Raw genomic sequence first — 21134 nt, 5'->3', positions numbered from 1 at the left:
ATCATTTTCGTCCCAATAATGCTTTTTTGCATTATTGTGGCCGCCCAAACTGCCTCCATAACAGGAATTGTTTTGGATGAGGAGAACACCCCCTTGCCCAATGTCGAGATTACATCAGGCAGTTCCAGAACCTTCTCGGACGAAACGGGCTTCTATCTTCTGGAACTGGTTTCAGATTTAGAAACGTCCGTAACTTTTTCACATATTGGCCACCAAAAGGTCATTCTTGAAAATTTATTGTTGAATACGAATGAGACCTTTGAGTTTCACCCGGTTCTAAAAATGGATGTGCTGCAAGTGGACGAGGTTACCGTTACTTCCACTGGCAATAGAAAGCCTATGGAAATCCTGAACATCTCGCCCGAAAAGATCAGAAAAATACCTGGTGCCAATGCCGGCGTGGAGAATATCCTAAAGCTGTTGCCTGGCGTAACCTCCAACAATGAATTGAGCACCCAATATTCCGTTCGCGGGGGAAATTACGATGAGAATCTGGTCTACATAAATGATATTGAGGTATATAGACCTTTTTTAATTCGTTCCGCACAACAGGAAGGCCTTAGTTTTGTCAACAGCGACCTTGTGCAGGAGGTCATGTTTTCCGCTGGAGGTTTTCAGGCGAAATATGGGGACAAACTCTCTTCCGTACTGGATATCAAATACAAAATCCCAACCAGTTTTAACCTCACGGGTGACTTTAGCTTTTTAGGGGCCAATGTTTCCATGGACACACGTTCCAAAAACAAGAAACTAAGCAGCACATCGGGTTTCCGGTATCGAAACAATTCACTATTACTAAACAGTCTCCAGACTCAGGGAAGTCTTCAACCCAACTTTACGGATTTACAAAGTTTTATCACCTATCAGGTTTCTAACAAGTTCAATATAAATTTTTTAGGAAACATATCGGTCAACAATTATAGAAATGAACCGAGACAGAGACAGACCAACTTTGGGACCATTACGGATCCCCGGGCACTGACCATTTTTTATGAAGGAAGGGAAAACAATCGCTTCGCAACGGCATTGGGTGCCCTCAAGGGAAATTATTATTTGAATGAAAATACCACCTTAAAATTGATAGGCTCCATTTATCATACCACGGAGGAAGAATACTCGGATGTTATTGCGAGTTATCTACTGGGCCAAGTGGATAGTAATTTGGGGAGCGACAACTTTGGACAGCCCACCAACAGTCGCGGTGTGGGTTCCCAGTTTAACCGTGCCAGAAACGATTTGGACGCACTCATAGTCAATCTTTCCCACAGGGGGAGCCATCGGAAGGATAAAACGAATGTGGAATGGGGCGTAAAATATACCCATGAGGATATCAGGGACCAACTGCGGGAATCTGAATTCATCGATTCCTTAGGGTTTTCGGTACGACCTCCGGGATCATCTTTTGTGAACAATCAGCCAGAGGAACCGTTTTTAGCGCCTTTAGAGGCCTATCAAAGCATTAATGCCCTAAATTTTGTTAAGACCAATCGGTTTTCCGGTTTTGTACAAATGGGCACCCAAACAGCGTGGAACTCCAACGTATTGTATTACAATCTAGGCATACGCGCCCATCACTGGACGGTCAGTGGACAGAATGTAGAAAAAGTATCGCATACCGTTGTAAGCCCTAGGGCCCAAATTGCCATAAAACCGAATTGGAAGCGAGACATGCTGTTCAGAATTGCCACGGGCCTATACCAACAACCTCCTTTCTACAGGGAGTTAAGGGATAGCACGGGTACTATCAATCCCTATGTGGAAGCCCAGAAATCCTTTCATATCGTTGCTGGGAATGAATATAGTTTCTTGCTTTGGGAACGGCCGTTTACCATGATCAGCGAGGGATATTATAAAAAATTGACCGATGTGAATCCCTACACATTGGAGGATGTTCGTATTCGATATAGCGCAAATAACGATGCGAAGGCCTATGTGTATGGAGCTGAAGTAAGGCTCAACGGCGCCTTTGTTCCCGGAACTGAATCCTGGGTAAGCTTGGGCTATATGGAAACCAAGGAAAATAGGAACAATAGAGGCTATATTTCAAGACCAACGGACCAAAGGCTGAAACTGGGGATCCTGTTCCAAGATTACATTCCCAACATTCCAGAGCTGAAAATGTATTTGAACCTGGTGTACAGCACGGGCGTACCAGGGGGTTCCCCCAGTTATGCGGACCCCTATATTTTTCAGAATAGATTAAGAGATTATAAACGTGCCGATTTAGGAATTTCCTATATTTTTGCCGATAAGAACAAATCCTTTCCCGAAAGCCACTGGTTACACGCTTTCAAGAATTTGAGTGTCGGTTTTGAAATCTTCAATCTGTTCAACAATCAAAATTCGATAACCAATACATGGGTAAGGGACGTGGATAGTAAAAATGAGTTTGCCGTACCCAACTATCTCACATCCAGGGTTCTTAACTTGAGATTACAAATGCGACTGTGATATAGAAAAATGCAGAAATTCATACTTTACGTTTCCCTATTTTGCGCCTTTTCCTTAAACGCCCAAAAAAACATTTATGAAAACCCTCGTTTCGATGAAATGAGCGATGACCATAAAATGCTGGCCATTCTACCCTTCCTTACCAATTTGGACCTGAGGGAAAATGCATCCGAAGAAGATATCCAATCCCTAGAGGAAAAAGAGGGATATGCCGTTCAGGATGCCTTTGAAACCTATTTTTCCAAAAGAAAGAAAAAAAAGAAATTTCCGGTGGACTTCCAGAATATTAAGGACACCAAGGCGATTCTTGCCCAGCACAACATTGATTACCGCAATATAGATGTCTATACCACCAAACAACTGAGCGAGATCCTGGGCGTAGATGCCATTATCAGTGGCACGCTGGACTTGAACGTGTTATTGTCCAAGGGAGTTTCCACGGATTTTAGTATAACCGATTATTTCTCTGGAGCTGCGGACTATGGAAGGATCGGAGTTAAGATAAGTGATGGCGATACGGGCAAACTTCTCTGGAAATATGAAAAGGAAATCAACAAAAAGACCGGCAAGAATACCGATGACCTGATAGATCGGATGATGAAGCTTGCCATTCGAAAATTCCCATACGAACGGGAACGTAAAAGGGACAGAGGCCAATAAAAGGTTTTTGCTATTGGAGGGTAAATTCCTTAAGCACCCCAATCGTGTAATCGATTTCCTCTTTGGTGTTGTACTTTGAAAACGAAAACCTTAGAGAAGGTTTTTTTAGGTCCTCGCCGCTTAAAATTTCGTTGAGCACATGGGAACCGGAATCACTACCGGATTGGCAAGCGCTTCCCTTGGAACAGGCAATTCCCTTAATATCCAAATGAAAAAGAAGCATTAAACCCTTTTCTGGAGATACGGGCAAACAGACATTGGCAAGGGTATAGGTACTTTCTTCCAGACTTCCGGAAAGACCATTGAACTTGGCTCCCGGAATCTCGGTTTTAATCTTTTCCACAAAATACCCTTTTAATTCCTTTACGTAAGACTGCTCTTTTTCAAGATTATCATAGGCCAAAACAAAGGCCTCTTCCAAGCCTACGATGTTATGGAAGGATTCCGTTCCCGCCCTAAAACCGCGCTCTTGGGAACCTCCGGATATCAAACATTTAAGACCGGAATTCTTGCGAATAAAGGCAAAACCAATCCCTTTTGGGCCGTGAAATTTATGCGCGGCGGCAGCTAGAAAATCGACCGGGACTTCTTTTACATCCCAAGGGTAATGTCCAATGGACTGCACGGAATCCGAATGGAACAAGGCCCCGTGTTCCTTACACATTTTGGCGACCTGTTTAATATTCAACAAGTTTCCTATTTCATTGTTTACATGCATAAGACTTACAAGTTTTTTGCCCGAGTCCTTTTGCAATAGTTCCTGTAAATGTTCCAAATCTGGATTTCCAACCTGGTCCAAACGAACGTACAAAACATCAAGTAGGCCGGACTGTTCCATTTCCTCCACGGTATGCAGTACGGCATGGTGTTCAATTTTTGAGGTGATAATTGTCTTTACCCCGCAGTCCTTCACGGCGCTTCGTAAAATCATGTTGTCCGCCTCCGTGCCCCCGGACGTAAATATAATTTCAGAAGGTAGCGCATTCATATATTTGGCAATGGTTTTACGGGCGCTTTCAATAGCCGTTTTCGCCGTTCTACCGTAACTGTGCGTAGAGGATGGATTACCATAATTGTTGGCCAAGGCATCCTGCATTTTAGATATTACTTCGTCCCGAACCTTGGTAGTAGCGGCATTGTCAAGATATACGTGCTTCATGACTTCCTGAATCAGATTTCTTTAGAGCCGCAAAAATAATTGAAATAAAGGAAAATGCCTTGATATAAGGGGAGGATATGCCAAAACTATAAATCATATCAATGCTATTTCTACACCAGGTTCCAAACCTTGGCCCTGTTAATTTAAACATAATTGGTGTTGGGTCGATTGAGCCATATCCAATAATTCAATTAAATTTGAGGGATGAAAAAGTATGTTGTCTTAGCGCTGTTTGCGCTTTTCCTTTCGTGTGACGATGGGGATTTGGAAATAGAAACCCTGGATTTCGATAGTATTACTTCCGTGCAAAGTTGCGGTGGGGTCTCCGTAACTTCGGCCAATGTGCTGTTCAAGATCAATGGGGATGAGGCCCTGATTCTTGAATTGCCCAATGGGGCGATAAAAAACGAGGCTACTACGGAGGACATTACCGTGAACATTACGGAATCGGGTTCCGTGACCTACCGAATCTTCTCGGGCACGGTCTCCTCGAACTATTTCTGTGACGATGTGCCACCTGTTGAACCTGTGGTCACCAAGGAAATCATTGCTCAGGATGGGGTCGTTTTTATAACTACAGCGCCCGTGGATTCCGTTACCTTTGAACACACCATACGTCTAAGCGGCATTTCTTTGGTAACCGAAGATGAAAGTAGGATTACAGACTTACGCATCAATGATTTCGGTACGGTTACGACCAAATTGTAGTTTTCAGTAGTTCTGAAAGATATATACTTCGGTGGCTCCTAATCCATATTTCTGGTAGTCGGCATCATAATATTTTACATTTTCGTATTTTCTAAATAAGGAGTACAATTCCTCCTTTAAGACTCCCTCGCCCACCCCGTGTATAAACACTACTTTTTGTATGCGTTTGCCAATGGCAAAATCAAGCTGCCTTTTCGCAGTGTCCAGTTGTAGGTTCAACATTTCAAAATTGCTCAAGGGCTTTGGGTTTTTCACCAACTGATTAATATGTAGGTCCACTTCCATCTTTGGTAGGTTTCTTTCCTTGGGCTTGACCGTTTTATTAGTTCTTTTTTTGGGAAGCTCTTTTTCCTTCTTTACCTGGGCCACCTCAAAATTACTTACCCTTATGTCATTGGAGACCAGCACCAATTCCGTGTCCTGAAATTGCATGGGGAATCCGTCCTTGGTCATGAGCGTAACCATATGACCGCTTACTTGTGTCACGGTTCCCGATATGACATCGTCAATTGCCTCTACCCTATCCCCTATTTCAAATTGCGTCATTTTTTATTTTGTTTACCCAAAAATAGTGGTAATTTTCTGCTTGTGAATAAAGCGTACCATGCAACTATCGGCATTGTTATATATACTCAACATTGAGAAGTACATGCTTCCCTGTTTTACGAAGCAATTTCTGGGTGTGGACTGTCCGGGATGCGGATTACAACGGTCCCTTTTGTTTTTGTTTAAGGGCGAATTTGTGGAGGCCTTTAAAATGTATCCTGCCATATATCCTTTGATTGCCCTGTTCGCGTTTTTACTAGTGAGAAATAGGTTTAACTTTAAACACGAGTCCAATATTACGTTTTCACTCATGTTTATAAGCACTGCGGCCGTATTCATTAACTTTATTTTAAAATTTATCTAACCAAACCTTTTAAAAATTATGGAACAACAAAAATTACCTAATGAAATAGCGATCATCGTTTTATCAATCTTTGGAATTATCTGTTGCTGGTGTTTTGGTCTTGGGATCATCCCAGCGGTGATAGCCTTGGTATTGGCCCTTAAATCACAAAGGATTTATAAGGAAAACCCTGAACTGTACTCCAACTTTAAGACCATCAACATTGGCAAGATTCTGGCCATTATAGGAATTGTTTTAAGCGTATATTACATAGGTAGCGTGATATACCAAATAAGCACTATCGGTTGGGACGGCATTATGGAACAACAAAGGGAAATGATGGAACAGTGGGGAATTGAAGAGTAGTCAACTATGAATATGCAACCACTACCCGGCGCAAGTAATGCCCTAACTTTTGGCATTCTGTCCATTGTTTTGACCATTTTCTGTTGTGGTCCTTTTGGTGCTATTTTCAGTTTCATAGGACTGAGCAATGCCAAAAAAGCGGAGAACATATATCGGTCTGAAGTCGGCAATTCGTACAGCGGATATGAAAATGTAAAAACAGGAAGGATCCTTTCCTATATTGGATTGGGCCTCGCCTTGATCTATTTGATTTTTACCATTATTTATTTTGGGGCAATCATAGCCCTTGTAATGTCATCAGGTAATTTTTAAATAATAGGAATCGAGAGAAAAAAATCCCCGAAGAATTTCGGGGATTTTTTTATTTCTTAAACTCGGACAACGTTCTGATGATTATGCCGACACAATCCAGTAGCTGTTCTTTGGTCATTACCAGTGGTGGCGCAAATCGGATGATGTTACCATGCGTAGGTTTCGCCAATAAACCGTTTTCCTTCAAGGCCATACAAATATCCCATGCCGTGGAGCTTTCTTCGGTATCATTGATTAAAATAGCGTTCAAAAGGCCCTTACCCCGCACCGCAGTAACCAAATCGCAATTGGGGATGAATTCATTCAGTTTTTCCCGGAACAGTTCCCCAAGTTCTTGGGCGTTTTCTGCCAATCGCTCCTCTTTAATGACACTTAATGCGGCCATGGCAACGGAAGCGGCCACTGGGTTGCCCCCAAAAGTACTTCCATGATTACCAGGTCTAATGACCTCCATAATATCGTTATTGGCCAATACAGCGGAAACAGGATAGGCCCCACCGGACAATGCCTTCCCTAAAATTAAAATATCGGGTTTTACCTCTGGAGTGCCACTACAATGCTTATCTGAACAGGAGCAATTACCGCAGGTAGCCAAAAGTCGGCCCGTACGCGCAATGCCTGTCTGTACCTCATCGGCAATGAAAAGCACATTATATCTTTCGCAAAGTTCCTTCGCCTTTTTTAAATACCCATCGGACGGAACATACACCCCGGCCTCACCTTGGATAGGTTCCACCAAGAATCCGGTTACATTGGGGTTGTCTTTCAAAGCTTCCTCCAAGGCCTGCAGGTTATCGTATGCGATTTTTAGGAAGCCCTTGGTATAAGGCCCAAAGTTCCTTCTTGCAATAGGATCATTGGAAAAGGAAATGATCGTGGTGGTCCGTCCATGGAAATTGTTTTCACACACAATGATTTCCGCTTCGTTCTCCGGAATCCGTTTCTTCTCATACCCCCACTTTCTAGAGATCTTCAAGGCGGTCTCTACGGCTTCGGCACCGGTGTTCATCGGGAGGAGTTTATCAAACCCAAAAGTTTCCGTTGCATACTTTTCAAACGCGCCCAATTTGTCATTATAAAATGCCCTGGAAGTGAGCGTTAAGGTTTGGGCCTGCTCCATCATGGCCCCAACAATCTTGGGATGGCAATGCCCTTGGTTTACTGCAGAATAGGCCGAAAGAAAATCGTAATACTTTTTACCTTCCACATCCCACACATATACGCCGGCTCCCTTGCTCAAAACTACGGGCAACGGATGGTAATTGTGGGCCCCGTACTTATCCTCCAATGCAATGGCATCTTCAGAAGTGATTTTTTCTAAAACTGACATGATAAAATTACTTTAAATAAGACTTTAGCAATTCCTTCTGTACCTTTATCCTTTCGCTATCCCGATGGGCATCGGAACGAAAATTCAGCGTGGGAGAGAAATCATCCCTGTAGAGCTTCAAAAGTACAAATATTCCAATTCATTTTAAAGCTTTTTTGAAGGGTGTCAACGCACTTGTTAATAGTATGCCTATCCTAACCTTCAATCCAAAGAAACCTATTATTTTTGCCGCATGCGAAAGAACAGAAGGAGACTCATTTTTGAAAAAGTAGCAGTCGTGGACGCCGGTGCCAAGGGGAAAACCGTGGGGAAGGCCCCAGATGGAAGAATCGTATTTTTGGATAACGCCGTACCGGGCGATGTGGTGGATGTGCAAACGCACAAGAAACGAAAAAGCTATTTTGAGGGTACAGCCGTTGCGTTCCACTCCCTCTCGGAAAAGCGGGTCGAACCTGAATGCGAACATTTTGGTGTTTGTGGCGGATGCAAGTGGCAAAATATGGGCTATGATCACCAGCTTTATTATAAACAAAAAGAGGTTGAGAACAATTTAAAGCGAATAGGTCATTTGGATCTACCCGAAATCCAATCCATTTTAGGCTCCAAGGACATCTATTTTTATAGGAACAAAATGGAGTTTTCATTTTCGGACAGCAGGTGGCTTACCATGGATGAAATCCAATCCAACAAGGACATCGATAACAAAAACGCCCTCGGTTTTCATATACCGGGCATGTGGGACAAGATCCTGGACATAAAAAAATGCCATCTGCAGCGGGATCCATCCAATGCCATACGGTTGGAAACCAAAAAATTCGCACAAGAAAACGACCTTACTTTTTTCAATCCAAGAAATCAACATGGTTTGCTGCGCACCCTCATGATACGCACGGCTTCGACGGGTGAATTGATGGTATTGATACAGTTTTTTGAGGAAGACAAACCTCAAATAGAACTATTGCTAAATCATTTAAAGGAAACATTCCCTGACATTACTTCCTTGCTCTACGTAGTCAACACAAAACAAAACGACACCATTTACGACCAAGAGGTGATTTGTTTTGCAGGGAGGGACCATATTTTTGAAGAGATGGAAGGCCTTTCCTTTAAGATTACCGCAAAATCCTTCTATCAGACAAATTCTGAACAGGCCTACGAACTTTATAAAATAACCCGGGATTTCGCCATGCTTACCGGGAACGAACTGGTGTACGACCTTTATACCGGAACGGGAACCATAGCCCAATTCGTTGCCAAAAAGGCCAAAAAAGTCATTGGAATCGAATCCGTTCCGGACGCTATTCTGGATGCCAAGGCAAATGCGGAACGAAATAATATTAATAATGTGGCTTTCTTCGTTGGGGATATGAAAAACGTTTTTAACGATAGTTTCATTGCACAACATGGAAAACCAGATGTCATCATAACCGACCCCCCAAGGGACGGCATGCACAAAGATGTGGTGCAACAAATTCTCAACATTTCCCCACAACGTATCGTTTATGTAAGCTGTAATAGTGCTACCCAGGCCAGGGACCTTGAGCTGATGAAAGATAGGTATGAGGTAGTAAAGGTTCAGCCCGTGGATATGTTCCCACAGACACACCACGTTGAAAATGTCGTACTTTTGAAAAAGAAAAATTAGCATGCAGAAGTTAGGTTGGGTCTTGTTCGCGGTATTGTGTATCCTCTTTGTGGCTTCCTGTGAGAAGGATGACATTTGTGTTGAGGGAGATACACCGCTGCTTGTTCTGGAATTTTTTGATGCGGCCAACCCCACCGCAAACAAAAATGTCACCGCCCTGCGTATTTTGGGCGAAGGGCAAAGTACTGCGGTCAATACATTTACAGATCGGTCCAATGTGAACAACGTCCAAATCCCTCTCAGAACGGAAACGGATGCAACCACATTTTTGATGATTTCCAACTCTGCCACAAACGATGGCGGACAAGAAACTGGCAATATCGATACCCTGACCTTCAATTATGAACGCCTAGAGGACTTTACATCGCGTGCCTGCGGATTTATTGTCAATTATGACAGTCTTACGACCAACCTACAATCCGGCTCTGATAATTGGATCTTGGATATAGAAATCGTTAGGGCCAATATTACAAACTCAGACTCCACACATGTCAAAATATTTCATTAATTCCCTTTTTCTATCCGGACTGATGTTTGGTTTTGCCCAAAGCAAACCCATTGACACCCAGCCCAAGGATACCGTGGAATATAAACAGGCTTACGGACTGCGTGCGGGAATCGACCTTAGTAGGCCCTTGATCAGCGCTTTGGACGAGAACTATACGGGATTTGAAATTGTGGCCGATTATAGACTCACGGAAAAACTGTACTTGGCCGCTGAACTAGGTACGGAAGACAAGACAAAACAGGAAGACCTATATAATTTTACCACAACCGGAAGCTACCTCAAATTGGGGTTTGACAACAATACCTATGAAAACTGGTACGGGGAACAAAATTTGCTCTATTATGGAGGCCGATTGGCTTTTAGCAGTTTTAGTCAGACCTTGAACAACTATCAATATTTCAATTCCAACAGGTACTGGAATCCGACGGATTTTGTAGAAAGCTCCAACATAGCGGAGGAATTTTCCGGAAGGTCCGCCGTATGGATAGAGGCACTTTTTGGTACCAAAGTGGAACTGTTCGCAAATATATTTTTGGGAGCGAGTGTACGTTTGGGAATTTTGGTTTCCAATTCTGACGGTGGGGACGATCGGTTTCCCAACCTTTGGATTCCAGGTTTTAACAAGGTCACGGACGGTACCCGGTTTGGTGTAGGCTATAATTATTCCATTTCCTATTTCCTACCCCTCTACAAAAAGAAAAAACAGCCCAAGGAACTGGAGCCTGAGCAATAATCACAATTCCTTAAAACCCTTCAGGAAAATCCACTTCATCAACAATTTATTGACACCCTCAATGCTAGCGACGGCAAATTTTGGGGCAATAACCATTGCCAAAACTGCGGAAAGTACCGAAATATATACCGGTTTGATGGCCAACAAATAAGAAAGTCCAAACCGGAATAGGAGGAAAATAACGGCAAATCCCAAAAAATTGAACAACAATGCCTTTTGCTTCAAACTCATGACTCTGTATTTCCAGTTTTATTATATTTCGCCTTCTTACTTCCCTCATACATTTCATAATGTACCAAACGGGACTCCAAATGGCTGTTGAATACCTTTATTTTGCGTGAGGGTCTTAGCCCAACAAATTTCAGGGCATCCAGATTTGAAGTAATCATCCATGCGTTGGTGCCGGGATATCCCTGTTTTAAGGTATCACCAATGGAGGCATAAAAGTTTTGCATGTCGATGTCCAAACGTTCGCCGTACGGCGGATTGAAACACATGTGTAAAGGTCCTTCCGTCTCCTTTTCCGTCTTGAAAAAGTTATCCCTTTTTACTTCTATATAATCCGATAGGTTTGCATTCTCAATATTCTCCGTTGCCTTTCTTACCGCTGAGGGAGCTTTGTCCATTCCGATGATTTTATGATGGAATTCCCTGGTCTTTTTGAGACTTGCCTCGATAATTTTTTCATAAAGATCTGCATCAAAGTCGAGCCATTTTTCAAATGCAAAACCTTTCCGGTTGATGTTCGCCGGAATATTGCAGGCAATCATGGCCGCCTCCGCCAGCATGGTTCCACTGCCGCACATAGGATCCATAAAATCACACTGGCCGTCCCACCCGCTCAACAATAGAATTCCGGCAGCAAGGACTTCATTAATGGGGGCTATATTGGTCGCTGTCCTGTAGCCCCTGTGGTGCAAGGAGGCCCCGGAACTATCCAAGGAAACATTGCATTGATCTTTGTGAATATGAACGTTGATTCTTAGGTCCGGGTTCTTGACATCCACATTGGGACGTTTGCCATCCGTTTCTCGGAATTTATCGGCAATGGCATCCTTGGTCTTTTGGGAAACATAGAGCGAATGGGTGAAATTATCGGAAAAAACAGTGGCATCAATGGCAAACGTATCGTCCACGGACAAATATTCGGCCCAGTCCATCCGAAAAATCTTTTTATAAAGATCATTCTCCCCTAATACGGAGAAGGTGGCGATGGGTTTTATAATTTTAATAGCGGTCCGCAAGCATAGATTGGCCTTGTACATGAATCCGGTATCGCCGTCAAAGGCCACATTGCGAATCCCAATTTCAACATTTCCTGCACCAAGGTTCCTAAGTTCCTTGGCCAATATTTCTTCAAAGCCAAAAAGTGTTTTGGCTACCATCCTAAAATTATTCCCCATACTCATTGTTTAGCATACAACAAAAATACGTTAATTTTGATGCAGCAAAGATTCGCCATTCTCAATTAGGCAACAAACCCTGCTTTACATGATTTATATTCTGCCAATTCTTGGTGTACTGCTAAGTTTTGTTTTTGTTTTCTTTACCAAACCCAAAAAAAAGGAGCATTTTAGATTATTACTGGCCTTTAGCGGGGCGTTCTTGCTCGCATTGACCATTTTTGAATTGCTGCCGGAAGTGTACGAGCATTCCAATACCAAAAGTATAGGAATATTTATCATGTTGGGGATATTACTACAGATATTCCTGGAATTCTTTTCCAAGGGTGCGGAGCATGGACACGTTCATTTGTCCAAAACCGATACTAACTTTCCCTGGTTGCTTTTTGGAAGTCTCTCCATCCATTCGCTTCTAGAAGGTATTCCCATTTCCGAAAACAACAGTATTATTTACGGAATCCTGATCCACAAGATAGCCATCGCCGTAATTCTGAGCTTCTTTTTATTGAACTCCAAAATGAAAACAATTGCATCTGCATTGTTCATACTACTTTTCTCGTTGATGACACCTTTGGGAACCTATCTATCGCAATCCTTTGGTTTTATAATGGACAACCTGATGTTCATTAATGCCATTGTCATTGGGGTTTTACTCCATATTTCTACGGTAATCCTATTTGAAAGTTCAGAAGGACATAAATTCAACCTAAGAAAACTAGTGGTCATTGTACTTGGAATAACCATAGCCTATTTTATTTAATGTTCAGCAAAGAGAAATCACGAAGACTCAGGGAGGAATTCTGGATTTCCTTTGGTAAATCATATCCCAAAAAATGGATACTCTATAAAACCAAAATAAAGGGGCTGACATTTAAATTCACTTTTGACTCCAAAAAAGCCTTGGTATCCATTGATGTGGAGGGAGGCCTTGAACAACGTATATTGCTATGGGAAAAACTCCTATCCTTGAAATCCGTTCTTTTGGAGGACTACTGGCACAATGCAATATTCGAAGAATACCACTTGCTGGAAAACCAAAAAGAGATTTCCAGAATTTATGTTGAACGTAACGGAGTATCTATCCACAACAAAAATACCTGGTTGGAGACCATGTTATTTTTCAATGAAAACATGGGCCTTGTCGAGGCCTTTTTTGAAGATTTCAGGGATATTTTAAAATCTTGAATTCCTTATATAGGGTTGTATTTTGCAATGCAATGATTTAAAAAATGGAATTCCGTGTTTCCCTAGCCCAAACAAACCCCTTTGTTAAAGAAGGCTTTCCCGAATACCCATTTCAAGTCCTGATAATTGGGCAAGTCCCATAGCCCTTCCTATTAAGGAATATCCGGAATAGAACTCGTCCTGTCTCTGGATATCGTCCAAAAGCACATGGCCGTGATCGGGTCGCATGGGAATATTAACTATACCACCCTTTTCATTTCTTTTAAACTGCTCTTCAACAATAGCTTTCATGACCTTTTGCATAGGAACGGAACCGTTTAGGTGTTCGGCCTCATAAAAGCTTCCATTCTCGTTTCTTTGAACGTTTCTCAAATGGATAAAGTGAATCTTATCCCCAAAATCCTTGATGATCTTCACCAAATCATTATTGGAAGAGGCCCCCAAGGAACCGGAACAAAATGTTAATCCATTACTGGGCGAAGGACAGGCATCCAACAAAAACTTGAGTTCCTCGTAATTGGAAACTATCCTTGGTACCCCAAATACCGAAAATGGTGGGTCGTCTGGATGGATGGCCATTTTAACACCCAATTTTTCTGCCTCGGGAATCACAGCTTTCAGAAAATAGGCCAAATTATCCTGAAGTTGTTGTTTACTGATTCCCAAAACGATTTCATGGTTCTTTTTGAACTCGTTCAAATCGATAAGCTTCCTTGAACCCGGCATTCCGGCGAAAATAGACTTTTCGAGTTTGGAAATCTCCTCGGTCGATAAATTTTTGAAAAAAGAGGCTACCTCCTTTAAAAAAACTTCGTTGTAGTCCTTTTCCGCATTTGAGCGTTTAAGGATGTATAAATCGAAAGCTGCTGCGGCCAGTGGATCGTATTGCAATGCCGATGCCCCATTGGGCAATTTGTAATCCAAGTTGGTACGTGTCCAATCGATCAGTTGCATAAAATTATAGCAAACAACTTTTATATCGTTCTTTGCCAAATTCTTAAGCGTTTCAATGTAATTGGAAATATATCGGTCCCTATCCGGAAGACCATATTTAATGGAAGTATGGATGTTCACACTTTCCACTACGGACCAATCCAATCCCGCACTTTCAATTTCAGATTTCAGGGATGCTACGGTTTCATTGGGCCAAACCTCTCCCAAAGGTACTTCCTGACAAGCGGCCACAATACCTTCCACTCCAATTTGCCTAATATCGCTTAATCGAACCCCAAAAGAGGGTCCAAACCACCTAAATGTCTTTTTTAAATATTCCATTAAACTCCTGAAAAAGAATTAAAACCACCATCCACATCATAACACACACCCGTTACAAAACTGGAAGCCTCGCTCAATAAATAATGGACCATTCCATTTAATTCCGAAGCATCCCCAAAACGGGCCATGGGCGTATTGTTGATTATTTTGTTTCCGCGCTCCGTGTAGGAGCCATCTTCGTTTGTCAAAAGGCTTCTATTTTGATTTCCGATAAAAAACCCAGGAGCGATGGCGTTTACGCGAATCCTGTTTGTAAATTTGGAAGCCATTTCGTTTGCCATCCATTGGGTGAAGGTATCTACGCCCGCTTTGGCCATGGAATAGCCCAAAACCCTTGAAATAGCCTGTTTTGAGGCCATAGAGGAAATATTTATAATGGAACCATGTCCCTGTCTCGCCATAAGCCCGCTCAATATGATCGTTGGGATGACCGTCCCGAAAAGATTGATATCCAAGACCTTTTGTGTATCCGAAATCGCTATATCAAAAATGCTTTGATTGGCACTTAAAGTTGCCCCAGGTATATTCCCCCCTGCTAGATTGATCAGACCATCTAACTTTTCGAACTTTTGGGCAATCTCCTCCCGAACTTCGTTAAGTGCTTCCTCATTTAAAACATCCACTTCAAAAGTAAATGTGCGATCCGGGGAAATGCTATCGAGTTCATTTTTTTTATCCCTTAATTTTTTTGTTGACCTTCCCAGTAAAATTACCCGAGCCTCTTGCTCGATCAAGTATTTGGCGATAGATCCGCCCAAGGTTCCCGTTCCTCCAGAAAGTGCAACAATCTTATTTTTTAGGGAAAATAAATCGGTCATTTAAGTAAATTAAGTTTTAACGACACACCGGAATCCAGTAATCCGGGGACGAACGTTTTTCGCGCTAAAAATAAGATATTCGAAATTCATATCCCATCATGCGGCCTCAATAAAGAAATTTTAATTACTTACATTCGTGAAAAACAAACGTATATTCCAATACATTTCAAATAAATAAATGAAACCCTCATAGAGGGATTTGATATGGTAAGTTAAATGCCTCTACAATAGGAAATGTTTAAGAATCAAGTTATTAACCTAGTTTTAAACGTATGAGAACTTTAGTCTATTCCCTTATTTTGCTATTTCTGTGTCTTGAGGTTTCTTCACAAGATCTGGAAGCTTTCGATTTAACCCAGGAATGGACAAATTCCATCGTATCCAAATTACCGAATGATTATCCAAAATTGAAAGAAAGGAAAAAGGTGTTGATTTTTAGCCTATTCACCGGGTTTGACCATTGGACGGTTCCACACACCGAGGCCGTAATCAAAGGTATAGCGGAAAAAAGTGAAAATTTTGATATCACAACTTCCAAGGATGTTGCCATGTTCAACAAGGAAAATATCCAGCAATTTGATGCGATCGTATTGAATAACAATTGTTCCGAAAGAGATTTTAGAAATCTCTTCTACGACGTTTTTAAGAAAGAATTGAATGCTAATGCGGCTTGGTCAAAAGCCGAGCAATATGAAACCAATCTTTTGCAATACATCCGGGAAGGTAACGGTTTGGTGGTACTTCACGGTGGCATTACCATGCTGAACAAATCCAAAAAATTCAGTGAATTGGTGGGTGGAAGTTTTGATTATCATCCCAAACAGCAGTTGATCCAAGTCAAACTGGCGGATAAAGACCATCCTATTCTTAGAGCCTTTGATGGGGAAGGCTTTGCACATGTGGACGAACCTTATTTTTTTGACAACGCCTATTTTGAGTTTGATTTTAAGCCTTTGCTATATATGGAGACGGAAAAAATAGAAGGAAAAAATAAAGAAGTTTCCAAAAACATAAGTTATTTGGCTTGGATAAAAAAGTTTGGAAAAGGTAGGGTCTTTTACTCCGCCCCTTCACATAATCCACAGAGCTATGAAAACCCTAGCATACTTTCATTTCTGCTCAATGGATTGTTATATGCAACGGGAGATTTAGAATGTGACGATAGTCCAATGAAGTCCTAGTCACTTAATTTTCAAAATCGAGTTCCAACAGTTCAGCCTCGGTAAATTCATTCCCATCCTGGGATTCTATTTTCCTTAATTCACCTACGCTTTCTTCCGAAATCCACTGAGGGTTATCCGCAAATGCATTGCTCACATAGGTAATTACATCTGCTATGTCCTTATCCGATAACGTTTCGTTATTCTTTAACCCTGGCATAGCCTGATTCATTTCATACCGATTTCCATTTACATGGATGGGTCCCTTTAATCCATTTAAAATTATCAAAGCCAAGCGCTCAATAGGCTTGGAAACATACTCTGAATGTACCAATGGCGGAGCAAGCCCCTCATTTCCCTCTCCGTTGATGCCATGACATGCAGCGCAAATCTGCCTAAAGATTTTTGCACCCTTGGTTCTAGGATCTTCTTTCAATCCCTTACTTACGTAAATTGGATTTAGAATAGCATCGGCTTTATTTTGTATGCTTTCCAATAGCATTTGGTACAAAATCGATGACCTATCAAAGTCAATTTGGTCCAAAATCACCTTATAATCTTCCAGTATGGCCTCGGCACCGCTTACCAAAGCTTCGGATATAATAGGATTTCCCTTATATAAAATACTATACTCCACAAGCAAAGGTGCTAGCATTTCTTTGGATCCATGCGCCCAAATACCCAATGAACTGGCCAAATACATATCTTTAAATAGACTTTTTTCCTTGATTATCCCATTCCCCAATTCAAGGAAATCGGCAGTATTAGTGCTATTTACGAAAGATTCGAGCAAAACAATAGCATGGACAGCCAGTTGTTCTTCGCCATTTTTAGCAACATGAAGTAAAAGATCAAAATCCAAGGTATCCATTCCTTCCAACGTATATAAGGCATGAATTTGCGAAATACTGGGTTCCTTTTCTTTCACCAAATTGACTAAAGAGTTCACTAATCCTTTCTTGTTTCGGTCTATTAAAAGTTGCTGGGCACGATTCCTGACCCAACCGTTTGGATGATCTAGCCATTCTAAAAGATGCTCATCTGTAGCTGTCTCGAGGTTTACTGGGGTTGCAATTGAAATATTTTCACTTTCTACTTTTAGGATCCTACCTCTGTTGATAATGGTATCCAGGGACTTTTCCTTGGCCTTCTTTTTGAAGTATGGACTCAAATACGCATGGTGACCAATTACGCCCCTGTGCATATCCACAATATACAATGCCCCATCCGGACCATTGGATAGGCTTACGGGTCTAAAGCCTTCATCGGTCGACGCTAAAAACTCCTTTCCTTGCCAAGCCTGATAGGCACTGGTACTGTCGCCATGAAATTCCAAAATATTACGCTTGACCAGGTTTGCCTCGGGCACGCAGACAAAAACGTTCTGGTCATATTCCAATGGAAACATTCCTCCCCTGTATACCAGCGGTCCACAAGCTGCGGTTACATCTACCAACAAACTGTCCTTATCCAAAATACCTTCGGCATATCCCCTATTGACCAAACTGGCGTGTAACGGGTACACTCGCTGGTCTTCCGTTAGCAATTTATGTACGCTATGGGCTGGTTTCAAGAACTTGTTACGGGTAGTTCTATTTGGCAAAACATAATCCCCCAATAATTGTCTGGAATTATCATTGTAGTATAAACGCCCAAAGTTGTCATGGGTAATTCCCCATTGCCCTCTAAAAGTAGTTGGTTCCTTTATCCATTGCCCATTTACTTGGCGGTATCTAAAGTGCGATTTGGCATTATATATCCAATTATCCACATTCATCATAAGTCCATTGGGCTGATGTTCCGGATTACCGTCCGGAGCATACATAGAATCGACCAATATGCGATTAAACGGTCTGTCATTCTGTATTTCAACGTACCAAAGATTGGGGGGTTCCGCATATAACAAGCCTCCGTATACATGGGCGATGGCCCTGGGCAATCTCAAACTATCCAAAAACTTTTTGGCGTGGTCCATAACGCCATCACCATCCCTATCCTCCAAAATTTTAATCGTTCCCAGTGGCAACTCCTCCCCTTTGCCCTCCATAGTATTCATATAACCGTTCATTTCGGCGACCCAAATTCTTCCTCGATTGTCAAAATCCATAGCTACGGGGGCTATGAGCAAAGGTTCTGAGGCAATGGGTTTTAATTTAAATCCATCCTGTAAAATATAGGCTGTCAAGTCGACATCCGTTTCATGATAATCCTTCTTACATGAGACAAAAAGAATAAGGAGAAGTATAAAATAGTTTCGAATAATCATCGAATCTTCAAATTAGACAATTATTTAAAAATTAGATTACATCGGTATATAAAAAGAACCAATGACAAAAGGCACCGGCCAAAACGAACAAATGCCAAATAAAATGATTGTAGGGAATTCTTTGAATTGCGTAAAACATAATTCCAGCACTATAAAACATGCCTCCAAGAAACAAAAGAGTTAGACCAAGGGAAGTAGAATTTGCGAGGAGATTTTTAAGGTCGAAGACAATCAACCATCCCATAACCAGATATAGTAACAGAGAAATAAATTCAAATCGCCCCGTATAAAAAATTTTTAATGCTGTTCCCAATGCTGCAATTGCCCATACAATGTAAAATAAGGTCCAACCGTTTCCATTCACCAAAGTTATCAAGGCTACTGGGGTATATGTACCGGCAATCAAATAATAGATATTTATGTGGTCAAGAATTCGAAGGCGTTTTTTCCAATTAGGATTGTCAACAAAATGATAGGATGTCGAAGATGCAAATAGTACTATTAAACTTATACCATACACCCCAATACTAAATTCCGAATAGACCGACCTATGGTTGTTATCCTTCCATAAAAAAATAAGACCTATACAAGAGGCAATAACACCACAAAAGTGTGAAAAGGAGTTTAAACGCTCTTCTGTATCTTGATTTCCTATTTTGAAGAGTTGATTCAAATTCATTTGTACTGCTTGCCCTTTTTAAATACGATGTCAACGTCCTGCAAAATGTTTATATGACGAAGAACATCACCTTTTACCGCAATGATATCAGCGTATTTACCAGGAGTTACGGTCCCAACCTTATCGGCAACGCCCATCCATAACGCGGGCCAATAGGTAGCTGCCCTAAGGGCATACATTGGGTCGATTCCAAACTCATTTACCCAAACATCAAATTCATGCCATGTTGATTGACTATGGAACTTCATGGGAATGCCACTATCCGTTCCTATTAATAATACGACCCCTGCATCCAAGAGTTGCTTGACCTTTGTTTCCAAGGTAGGCTTCCTGGAAGGCGTCAATTGAAAATAGGGAAGTCGATCGGGATGTGCAAAACTGTTCCTGATATCCATAATTACACTGTCAGGTAAACCACGGTGCCAAGAGTCATTATCAAGTTCCTCCTGATTGTCCCTAATATATTCATAGTTATATAATCCTTCCACAGTAGGGCACCAGAATAAAGGACCTTGGCTCATATCTGCGGTACGTTCCCTTATCATTTGCATAATATCATCCGGATATTCCGGGGCCGAGGATAAACCAGTGTGTTCAAAGCAATCTGCACCAGCCAAAAGTGCCTTCCTGATTTCTTCCGGTCTGTGGGCATGTGCAACTACTTTAAGTTCTTGCTTATGTGCCTCATCAACGATTGCCCTTACTTCTTCCATCGTCATTTTATCTTGATCGATTAGCTTGATGACATCTACACCGGCATCAGCCAATTTTTTAATCTTTTTTCTACCATCCTCAATTCCATTCACTCCCCATCGAAATGCTTCAGTGCCGGGATAGGGCTCATGCTGGATAAAAGGTCCTGAAACATATAATGTGGCACCTGGTATTTCTCCGTTATTGATAGCATCCCTAACATTAATACTTTCTTGCAATGGTCCACCTAAATCCCTGGCACTTGTTACACCAGCTAATAGTAATTGTTCTGCTGATGAAGGCATTATTACATCCTCCAGTAATGGCGGGTATGTTCTATCCCAATAGGTGTAATCTGCATGACCATTGATCATGGTATGTACATGCATATCCCAAAGTCCTGGTAATACACTCATTCCTTCAGTAGATATCACAGTGTAGTCAGAAGGAATTTCTAAAGTGGCAACACTGCCAATCTCCTTAATATATTCTCCTTCAATAAGGATTACGCTGTTCTTAATAGGTATGCCCCCAAATCCATCTATAAGAGTTCCTCCTACTAGGGCAATCTTGGTATTTTGAGCGTTAACGGAATTCATGAATACCAGAACGACAACGAACAAAAACTGAAATTTTCGCATGAATATTAATTTTAAAAGAAAGATACTAAATAGGGAATATAAAACATATATCCAAGACACAGGATTGTTCAATCAAGAATGTAAAAGAATTTGTAATGACCTTAGGAAATAGTATAAATTTTTGGGCATAAAAAAAGCCCCCTTACGTTATGTAAGGGGGCTTTGAGGAAGGCGGCTACCTACTCTCCCACTTGGTATAGCAGTACCATCGGCGCAAACGGTCTTAACTTCCCTGTTCGGAATGGTAAGGGGT

22 protein-coding genes and 1 rRNA gene are annotated in these 21134 nt (G+C 41.6%); 12 read left to right on the top strand and 11 right to left on the bottom strand.

Going from position 1 to position 21134, the window contains the following annotated elements; translation table 11 throughout:
* Nucleotides 1-18 precede the first annotated feature (18 nt).
* Entirely contained in the window at nt 19-2451 is a 2433-nt protein-coding gene (locus tag F0361_RS18495) for a TonB-dependent receptor (protein ID WP_154920878.1), read from the top strand.
* A 9-nt stretch (nt 2452-2460) separates the two neighbouring features.
* Nucleotides 2461-3111, top strand: a complete 651-nt coding sequence (locus F0361_RS18490; protein ID WP_154920877.1) for a hypothetical protein — start codon at nt 2461-2463, stop codon at nt 3109-3111.
* 10 nt (nt 3112-3121) lie between these two features.
* Here the strand turns inward: F0361_RS18490 and F0361_RS18485 are convergent, their stop codons facing one another.
* Nucleotides 3122-4270, bottom strand: coding sequence for a cysteine desulfurase family protein (locus tag F0361_RS18485; RefSeq protein ID WP_138259688.1), 1149 nt, complete (start codon nt 4268-4270; stop codon nt 3122-3124).
* 204 nt (nt 4271-4474) lie between these two features.
* Here F0361_RS18485 and F0361_RS18480 point away from each other — a divergent pair, with 204 nt between their 5' ends.
* Nucleotides 4475-4978: a hypothetical protein gene (locus F0361_RS18480; protein ID WP_138259687.1), complete on the top strand. Its 504-nt coding sequence runs from the start codon at nt 4475-4477 to the stop codon at nt 4976-4978.
* Between the two features lie 3 nt (nt 4979-4981).
* On the opposite strand, the gene F0361_RS18475 is transcribed toward F0361_RS18480, so the two are convergent.
* Entirely contained in the window at nt 4982-5524 is a 543-nt protein-coding gene (locus F0361_RS18475; protein WP_154920876.1) for a Smr/MutS family protein, read from the bottom strand.
* A 58-nt stretch (nt 5525-5582) separates the two neighbouring features.
* On the opposite strand from F0361_RS18475, the gene F0361_RS18470 reads away from it, so the two are divergent.
* The 3 genes from F0361_RS18470 to F0361_RS18460 are packed head-to-tail and all read left to right on the top strand — an operon-like array spanning nt 5583 to nt 6545.
* Nucleotides 5583-5888 (top strand): DUF2752 domain-containing protein, encoded by a 306-nt coding sequence (locus F0361_RS18470; RefSeq protein ID WP_154920875.1) that lies wholly within the window; start codon nt 5583-5585, stop codon nt 5886-5888.
* An 18-nt stretch (nt 5889-5906) separates the two neighbouring features.
* Nucleotides 5907-6233, top strand: a complete 327-nt coding sequence (locus F0361_RS18465) for a CCC motif membrane protein (RefSeq protein ID WP_138259684.1) — start codon at nt 5907-5909, stop codon at nt 6231-6233.
* Nucleotides 6234-6245: 12 nt separating this feature from the next.
* Nucleotides 6246-6545, top strand: coding sequence for a CCC motif membrane protein (locus F0361_RS18460; protein WP_317131751.1), 300 nt, complete (start codon nt 6246-6248; stop codon nt 6543-6545).
* A 49-nt stretch (nt 6546-6594) separates the two neighbouring features.
* Here the strand turns inward: F0361_RS18460 and rocD are convergent, their stop codons facing one another.
* Nucleotides 6595-7875, bottom strand: a complete 1281-nt coding sequence (gene rocD, locus F0361_RS18455; protein WP_154920873.1) for an ornithine--oxo-acid transaminase — start codon at nt 7873-7875, stop codon at nt 6595-6597.
* A 232-nt stretch (nt 7876-8107) separates the two neighbouring features.
* On the opposite strand from rocD, the gene rlmD reads away from it, so the two are divergent.
* The 3 genes from rlmD to F0361_RS18440 are packed head-to-tail and all read left to right on the top strand — an operon-like array spanning nt 8108 to nt 10761.
* Nucleotides 8108-9520 carry a 23S rRNA (uracil(1939)-C(5))-methyltransferase RlmD gene (gene rlmD, locus F0361_RS18450; protein ID WP_154920872.1) on the top strand — a complete coding sequence of 471 codons (1413 nt, stop codon included), beginning with the start codon at nt 8108-8110 and terminating at the stop codon, nt 9518-9520.
* 1 nt (nt 9521) lies between these two features.
* Complete coding sequence (locus F0361_RS18445; protein ID WP_154920871.1) at nt 9522-10028, top strand: DUF6452 family protein; 507 nt, start codon at nt 9522-9524, stop codon at nt 10026-10028.
* Nucleotides 10009-10761: a DUF6048 family protein gene (locus F0361_RS18440; RefSeq protein WP_154920870.1), complete on the top strand. Its 753-nt coding sequence runs from the start codon at nt 10009-10011 to the stop codon at nt 10759-10761. Before F0361_RS18445 ends, F0361_RS18440 begins: the two co-directional genes overlap by 20 nt.
* On the opposite strand, the gene F0361_RS18435 is transcribed toward F0361_RS18440, so the two are convergent.
* The gene (locus tag F0361_RS18435) at nt 10762-10992 is read right to left on the bottom strand and encodes a hypothetical protein (RefSeq protein WP_154920869.1); all 231 of its coding nucleotides are present in this window, start codon (nt 10990-10992) and stop codon (nt 10762-10764) included.
* Entirely contained in the window at nt 10989-12164 is a 1176-nt protein-coding gene (locus tag F0361_RS18430; RefSeq protein WP_154920868.1) for a THUMP domain-containing class I SAM-dependent RNA methyltransferase, read from the bottom strand. The genes F0361_RS18435 and F0361_RS18430 overlap by 4 nt, the downstream gene beginning before the upstream one ends.
* Before the next feature lie 88 nt (nt 12165-12252).
* Between F0361_RS18430 and F0361_RS18425 the strand changes: the two genes are divergently transcribed.
* Nucleotides 12253-12924, top strand: coding sequence for a ZIP family metal transporter (locus F0361_RS18425; protein ID WP_154920867.1), 672 nt, complete (start codon nt 12253-12255; stop codon nt 12922-12924).
* Nucleotides 12924-13349, top strand: a complete 426-nt coding sequence (locus tag F0361_RS18420; protein WP_154920866.1) for a DUF4268 domain-containing protein — start codon at nt 12924-12926, stop codon at nt 13347-13349. Before F0361_RS18425 ends, F0361_RS18420 begins: the two co-directional genes overlap by 1 nt.
* A gap of 84 nt (nt 13350-13433) precedes the next feature.
* On the opposite strand, the gene uxuA is transcribed toward F0361_RS18420, so the two are convergent.
* Both uxuA and F0361_RS18410 read right to left on the bottom strand, forming a co-directional pair.
* Nucleotides 13434-14624 (bottom strand): mannonate dehydratase, encoded by a 1191-nt coding sequence (gene uxuA / locus F0361_RS18415; RefSeq protein ID WP_154920865.1) that lies wholly within the window; start codon nt 14622-14624, stop codon nt 13434-13436.
* A complete protein-coding gene (locus F0361_RS18410) occupies nt 14624-15442 on the bottom strand; it encodes an SDR family oxidoreductase (protein ID WP_154920864.1) in 819 nt (272 codons plus the stop codon). Before F0361_RS18410 ends, uxuA begins: the two co-directional genes overlap by 1 nt.
* A 272-nt stretch (nt 15443-15714) precedes the next feature.
* On the opposite strand from F0361_RS18410, the gene F0361_RS18405 reads away from it, so the two are divergent.
* Entirely contained in the window at nt 15715-16623 is a 909-nt protein-coding gene (locus tag F0361_RS18405) for a ThuA domain-containing protein (RefSeq protein ID WP_154920863.1), read from the top strand.
* Between the two features lie 4 nt (nt 16624-16627).
* Here F0361_RS18405 and F0361_RS18400 read toward each other — a convergent pair whose 3' ends face one another.
* The 4 genes from F0361_RS18400 to rrf form a co-directional block, all read right to left on the bottom strand.
* A complete protein-coding gene (locus tag F0361_RS18400; RefSeq protein WP_246160935.1) occupies nt 16628-18868 on the bottom strand; it encodes a DUF7133 domain-containing protein in 2241 nt (746 codons plus the stop codon).
* 31 nt (nt 18869-18899) lie between these two features.
* Complete coding sequence (gene trhA / locus F0361_RS18395) at nt 18900-19547, bottom strand: PAQR family membrane homeostasis protein TrhA (protein ID WP_154920862.1); 648 nt, start codon at nt 19545-19547, stop codon at nt 18900-18902.
* A complete protein-coding gene (locus tag F0361_RS18390) occupies nt 19544-20881 on the bottom strand; it encodes an amidohydrolase family protein (protein WP_154920861.1) in 1338 nt (445 codons plus the stop codon). The genes trhA and F0361_RS18390 overlap by 4 nt, the downstream gene beginning before the upstream one ends.
* Before the next feature lie 166 nt (nt 20882-21047).
* Nucleotides 21048-21134: ribosomal RNA gene (gene rrf, locus F0361_RS18385) — 5S ribosomal RNA — on the bottom strand; the annotation flags it as partial.

It is taken from the genome of Maribacter flavus (assembly GCF_008386635.1).
GTDB lineage: Bacteria > Bacteroidota > Bacteroidia > Flavobacteriales > Flavobacteriaceae > Maribacter > Maribacter flavus.
The sequence above is the reverse complement of the archived record's forward strand: the minus strand, read 5'-3'. Positions and strand labels throughout refer to the sequence as shown.

Coding starts and splice junctions, on each gene's coding strand:
- F0361_RS18495 (WP_154920878.1), top strand. CDS start 19: ATGCTTTTTTGCATTATTGTGGCCGCCCAAACTGCCTCCATAACAGGA.
- F0361_RS18490 (WP_154920877.1), top strand. CDS start 2,461: ATGCAGAAATTCATACTTTACGTTTCCCTATTTTGCGCCTTTTCCTTA.
- F0361_RS18485 (WP_138259688.1), bottom strand. CDS start 4,270: ATGAAGCACGTATATCTTGACAATGCCGCTACTACCAAGGTTCGGGAC.
- F0361_RS18480 (WP_138259687.1), top strand. CDS start 4,475: ATGAAAAAGTATGTTGTCTTAGCGCTGTTTGCGCTTTTCCTTTCGTGT.
- F0361_RS18475 (WP_154920876.1), bottom strand. CDS start 5,524: ATGACGCAATTTGAAATAGGGGATAGGGTAGAGGCAATTGACGATGTC.
- F0361_RS18470 (WP_154920875.1), top strand. CDS start 5,583: ATGCAACTATCGGCATTGTTATATATACTCAACATTGAGAAGTACATG.
- F0361_RS18465 (WP_138259684.1), top strand. CDS start 5,907: ATGGAACAACAAAAATTACCTAATGAAATAGCGATCATCGTTTTATCA.
- F0361_RS18460 (WP_317131751.1), top strand. CDS start 6,246: ATGCAACCACTACCCGGCGCAAGTAATGCCCTAACTTTTGGCATTCTG.
- rocD (WP_154920873.1), bottom strand. CDS start 7,875: ATGTCAGTTTTAGAAAAAATCACTTCTGAAGATGCCATTGCATTGGAG.
- rlmD (WP_154920872.1), top strand. CDS start 8,108: ATGCGAAAGAACAGAAGGAGACTCATTTTTGAAAAAGTAGCAGTCGTG.
- F0361_RS18445 (WP_154920871.1), top strand. CDS start 9,522: ATGCAGAAGTTAGGTTGGGTCTTGTTCGCGGTATTGTGTATCCTCTTT.
- F0361_RS18440 (WP_154920870.1), top strand. CDS start 10,009: ATGTCAAAATATTTCATTAATTCCCTTTTTCTATCCGGACTGATGTTT.
- F0361_RS18435 (WP_154920869.1), bottom strand. CDS start 10,992: ATGAGTTTGAAGCAAAAGGCATTGTTGTTCAATTTTTTGGGATTTGCC.
- F0361_RS18430 (WP_154920868.1), bottom strand. CDS start 12,164: ATGGGGAATAATTTTAGGATGGTAGCCAAAACACTTTTTGGCTTTGAA.
- F0361_RS18425 (WP_154920867.1), top strand. CDS start 12,253: ATGATTTATATTCTGCCAATTCTTGGTGTACTGCTAAGTTTTGTTTTT.
- F0361_RS18420 (WP_154920866.1), top strand. CDS start 12,924: ATGTTCAGCAAAGAGAAATCACGAAGACTCAGGGAGGAATTCTGGATT.
- uxuA (WP_154920865.1), bottom strand. CDS start 14,624: ATGGAATATTTAAAAAAGACATTTAGGTGGTTTGGACCCTCTTTTGGG.
- F0361_RS18410 (WP_154920864.1), bottom strand. CDS start 15,442: ATGACCGATTTATTTTCCCTAAAAAATAAGATTGTTGCACTTTCTGGA.
- F0361_RS18405 (WP_154920863.1), top strand. CDS start 15,715: ATGAGAACTTTAGTCTATTCCCTTATTTTGCTATTTCTGTGTCTTGAG.
- F0361_RS18400 (WP_246160935.1), bottom strand. CDS start 18,868: ATGATTATTCGAAACTATTTTATACTTCTCCTTATTCTTTTTGTCTCA.
- trhA (WP_154920862.1), bottom strand. CDS start 19,547: ATGAATTTGAATCAACTCTTCAAAATAGGAAATCAAGATACAGAAGAG.
- F0361_RS18390 (WP_154920861.1), bottom strand. CDS start 20,881: ATGCGAAAATTTCAGTTTTTGTTCGTTGTCGTTCTGGTATTCATGAAT.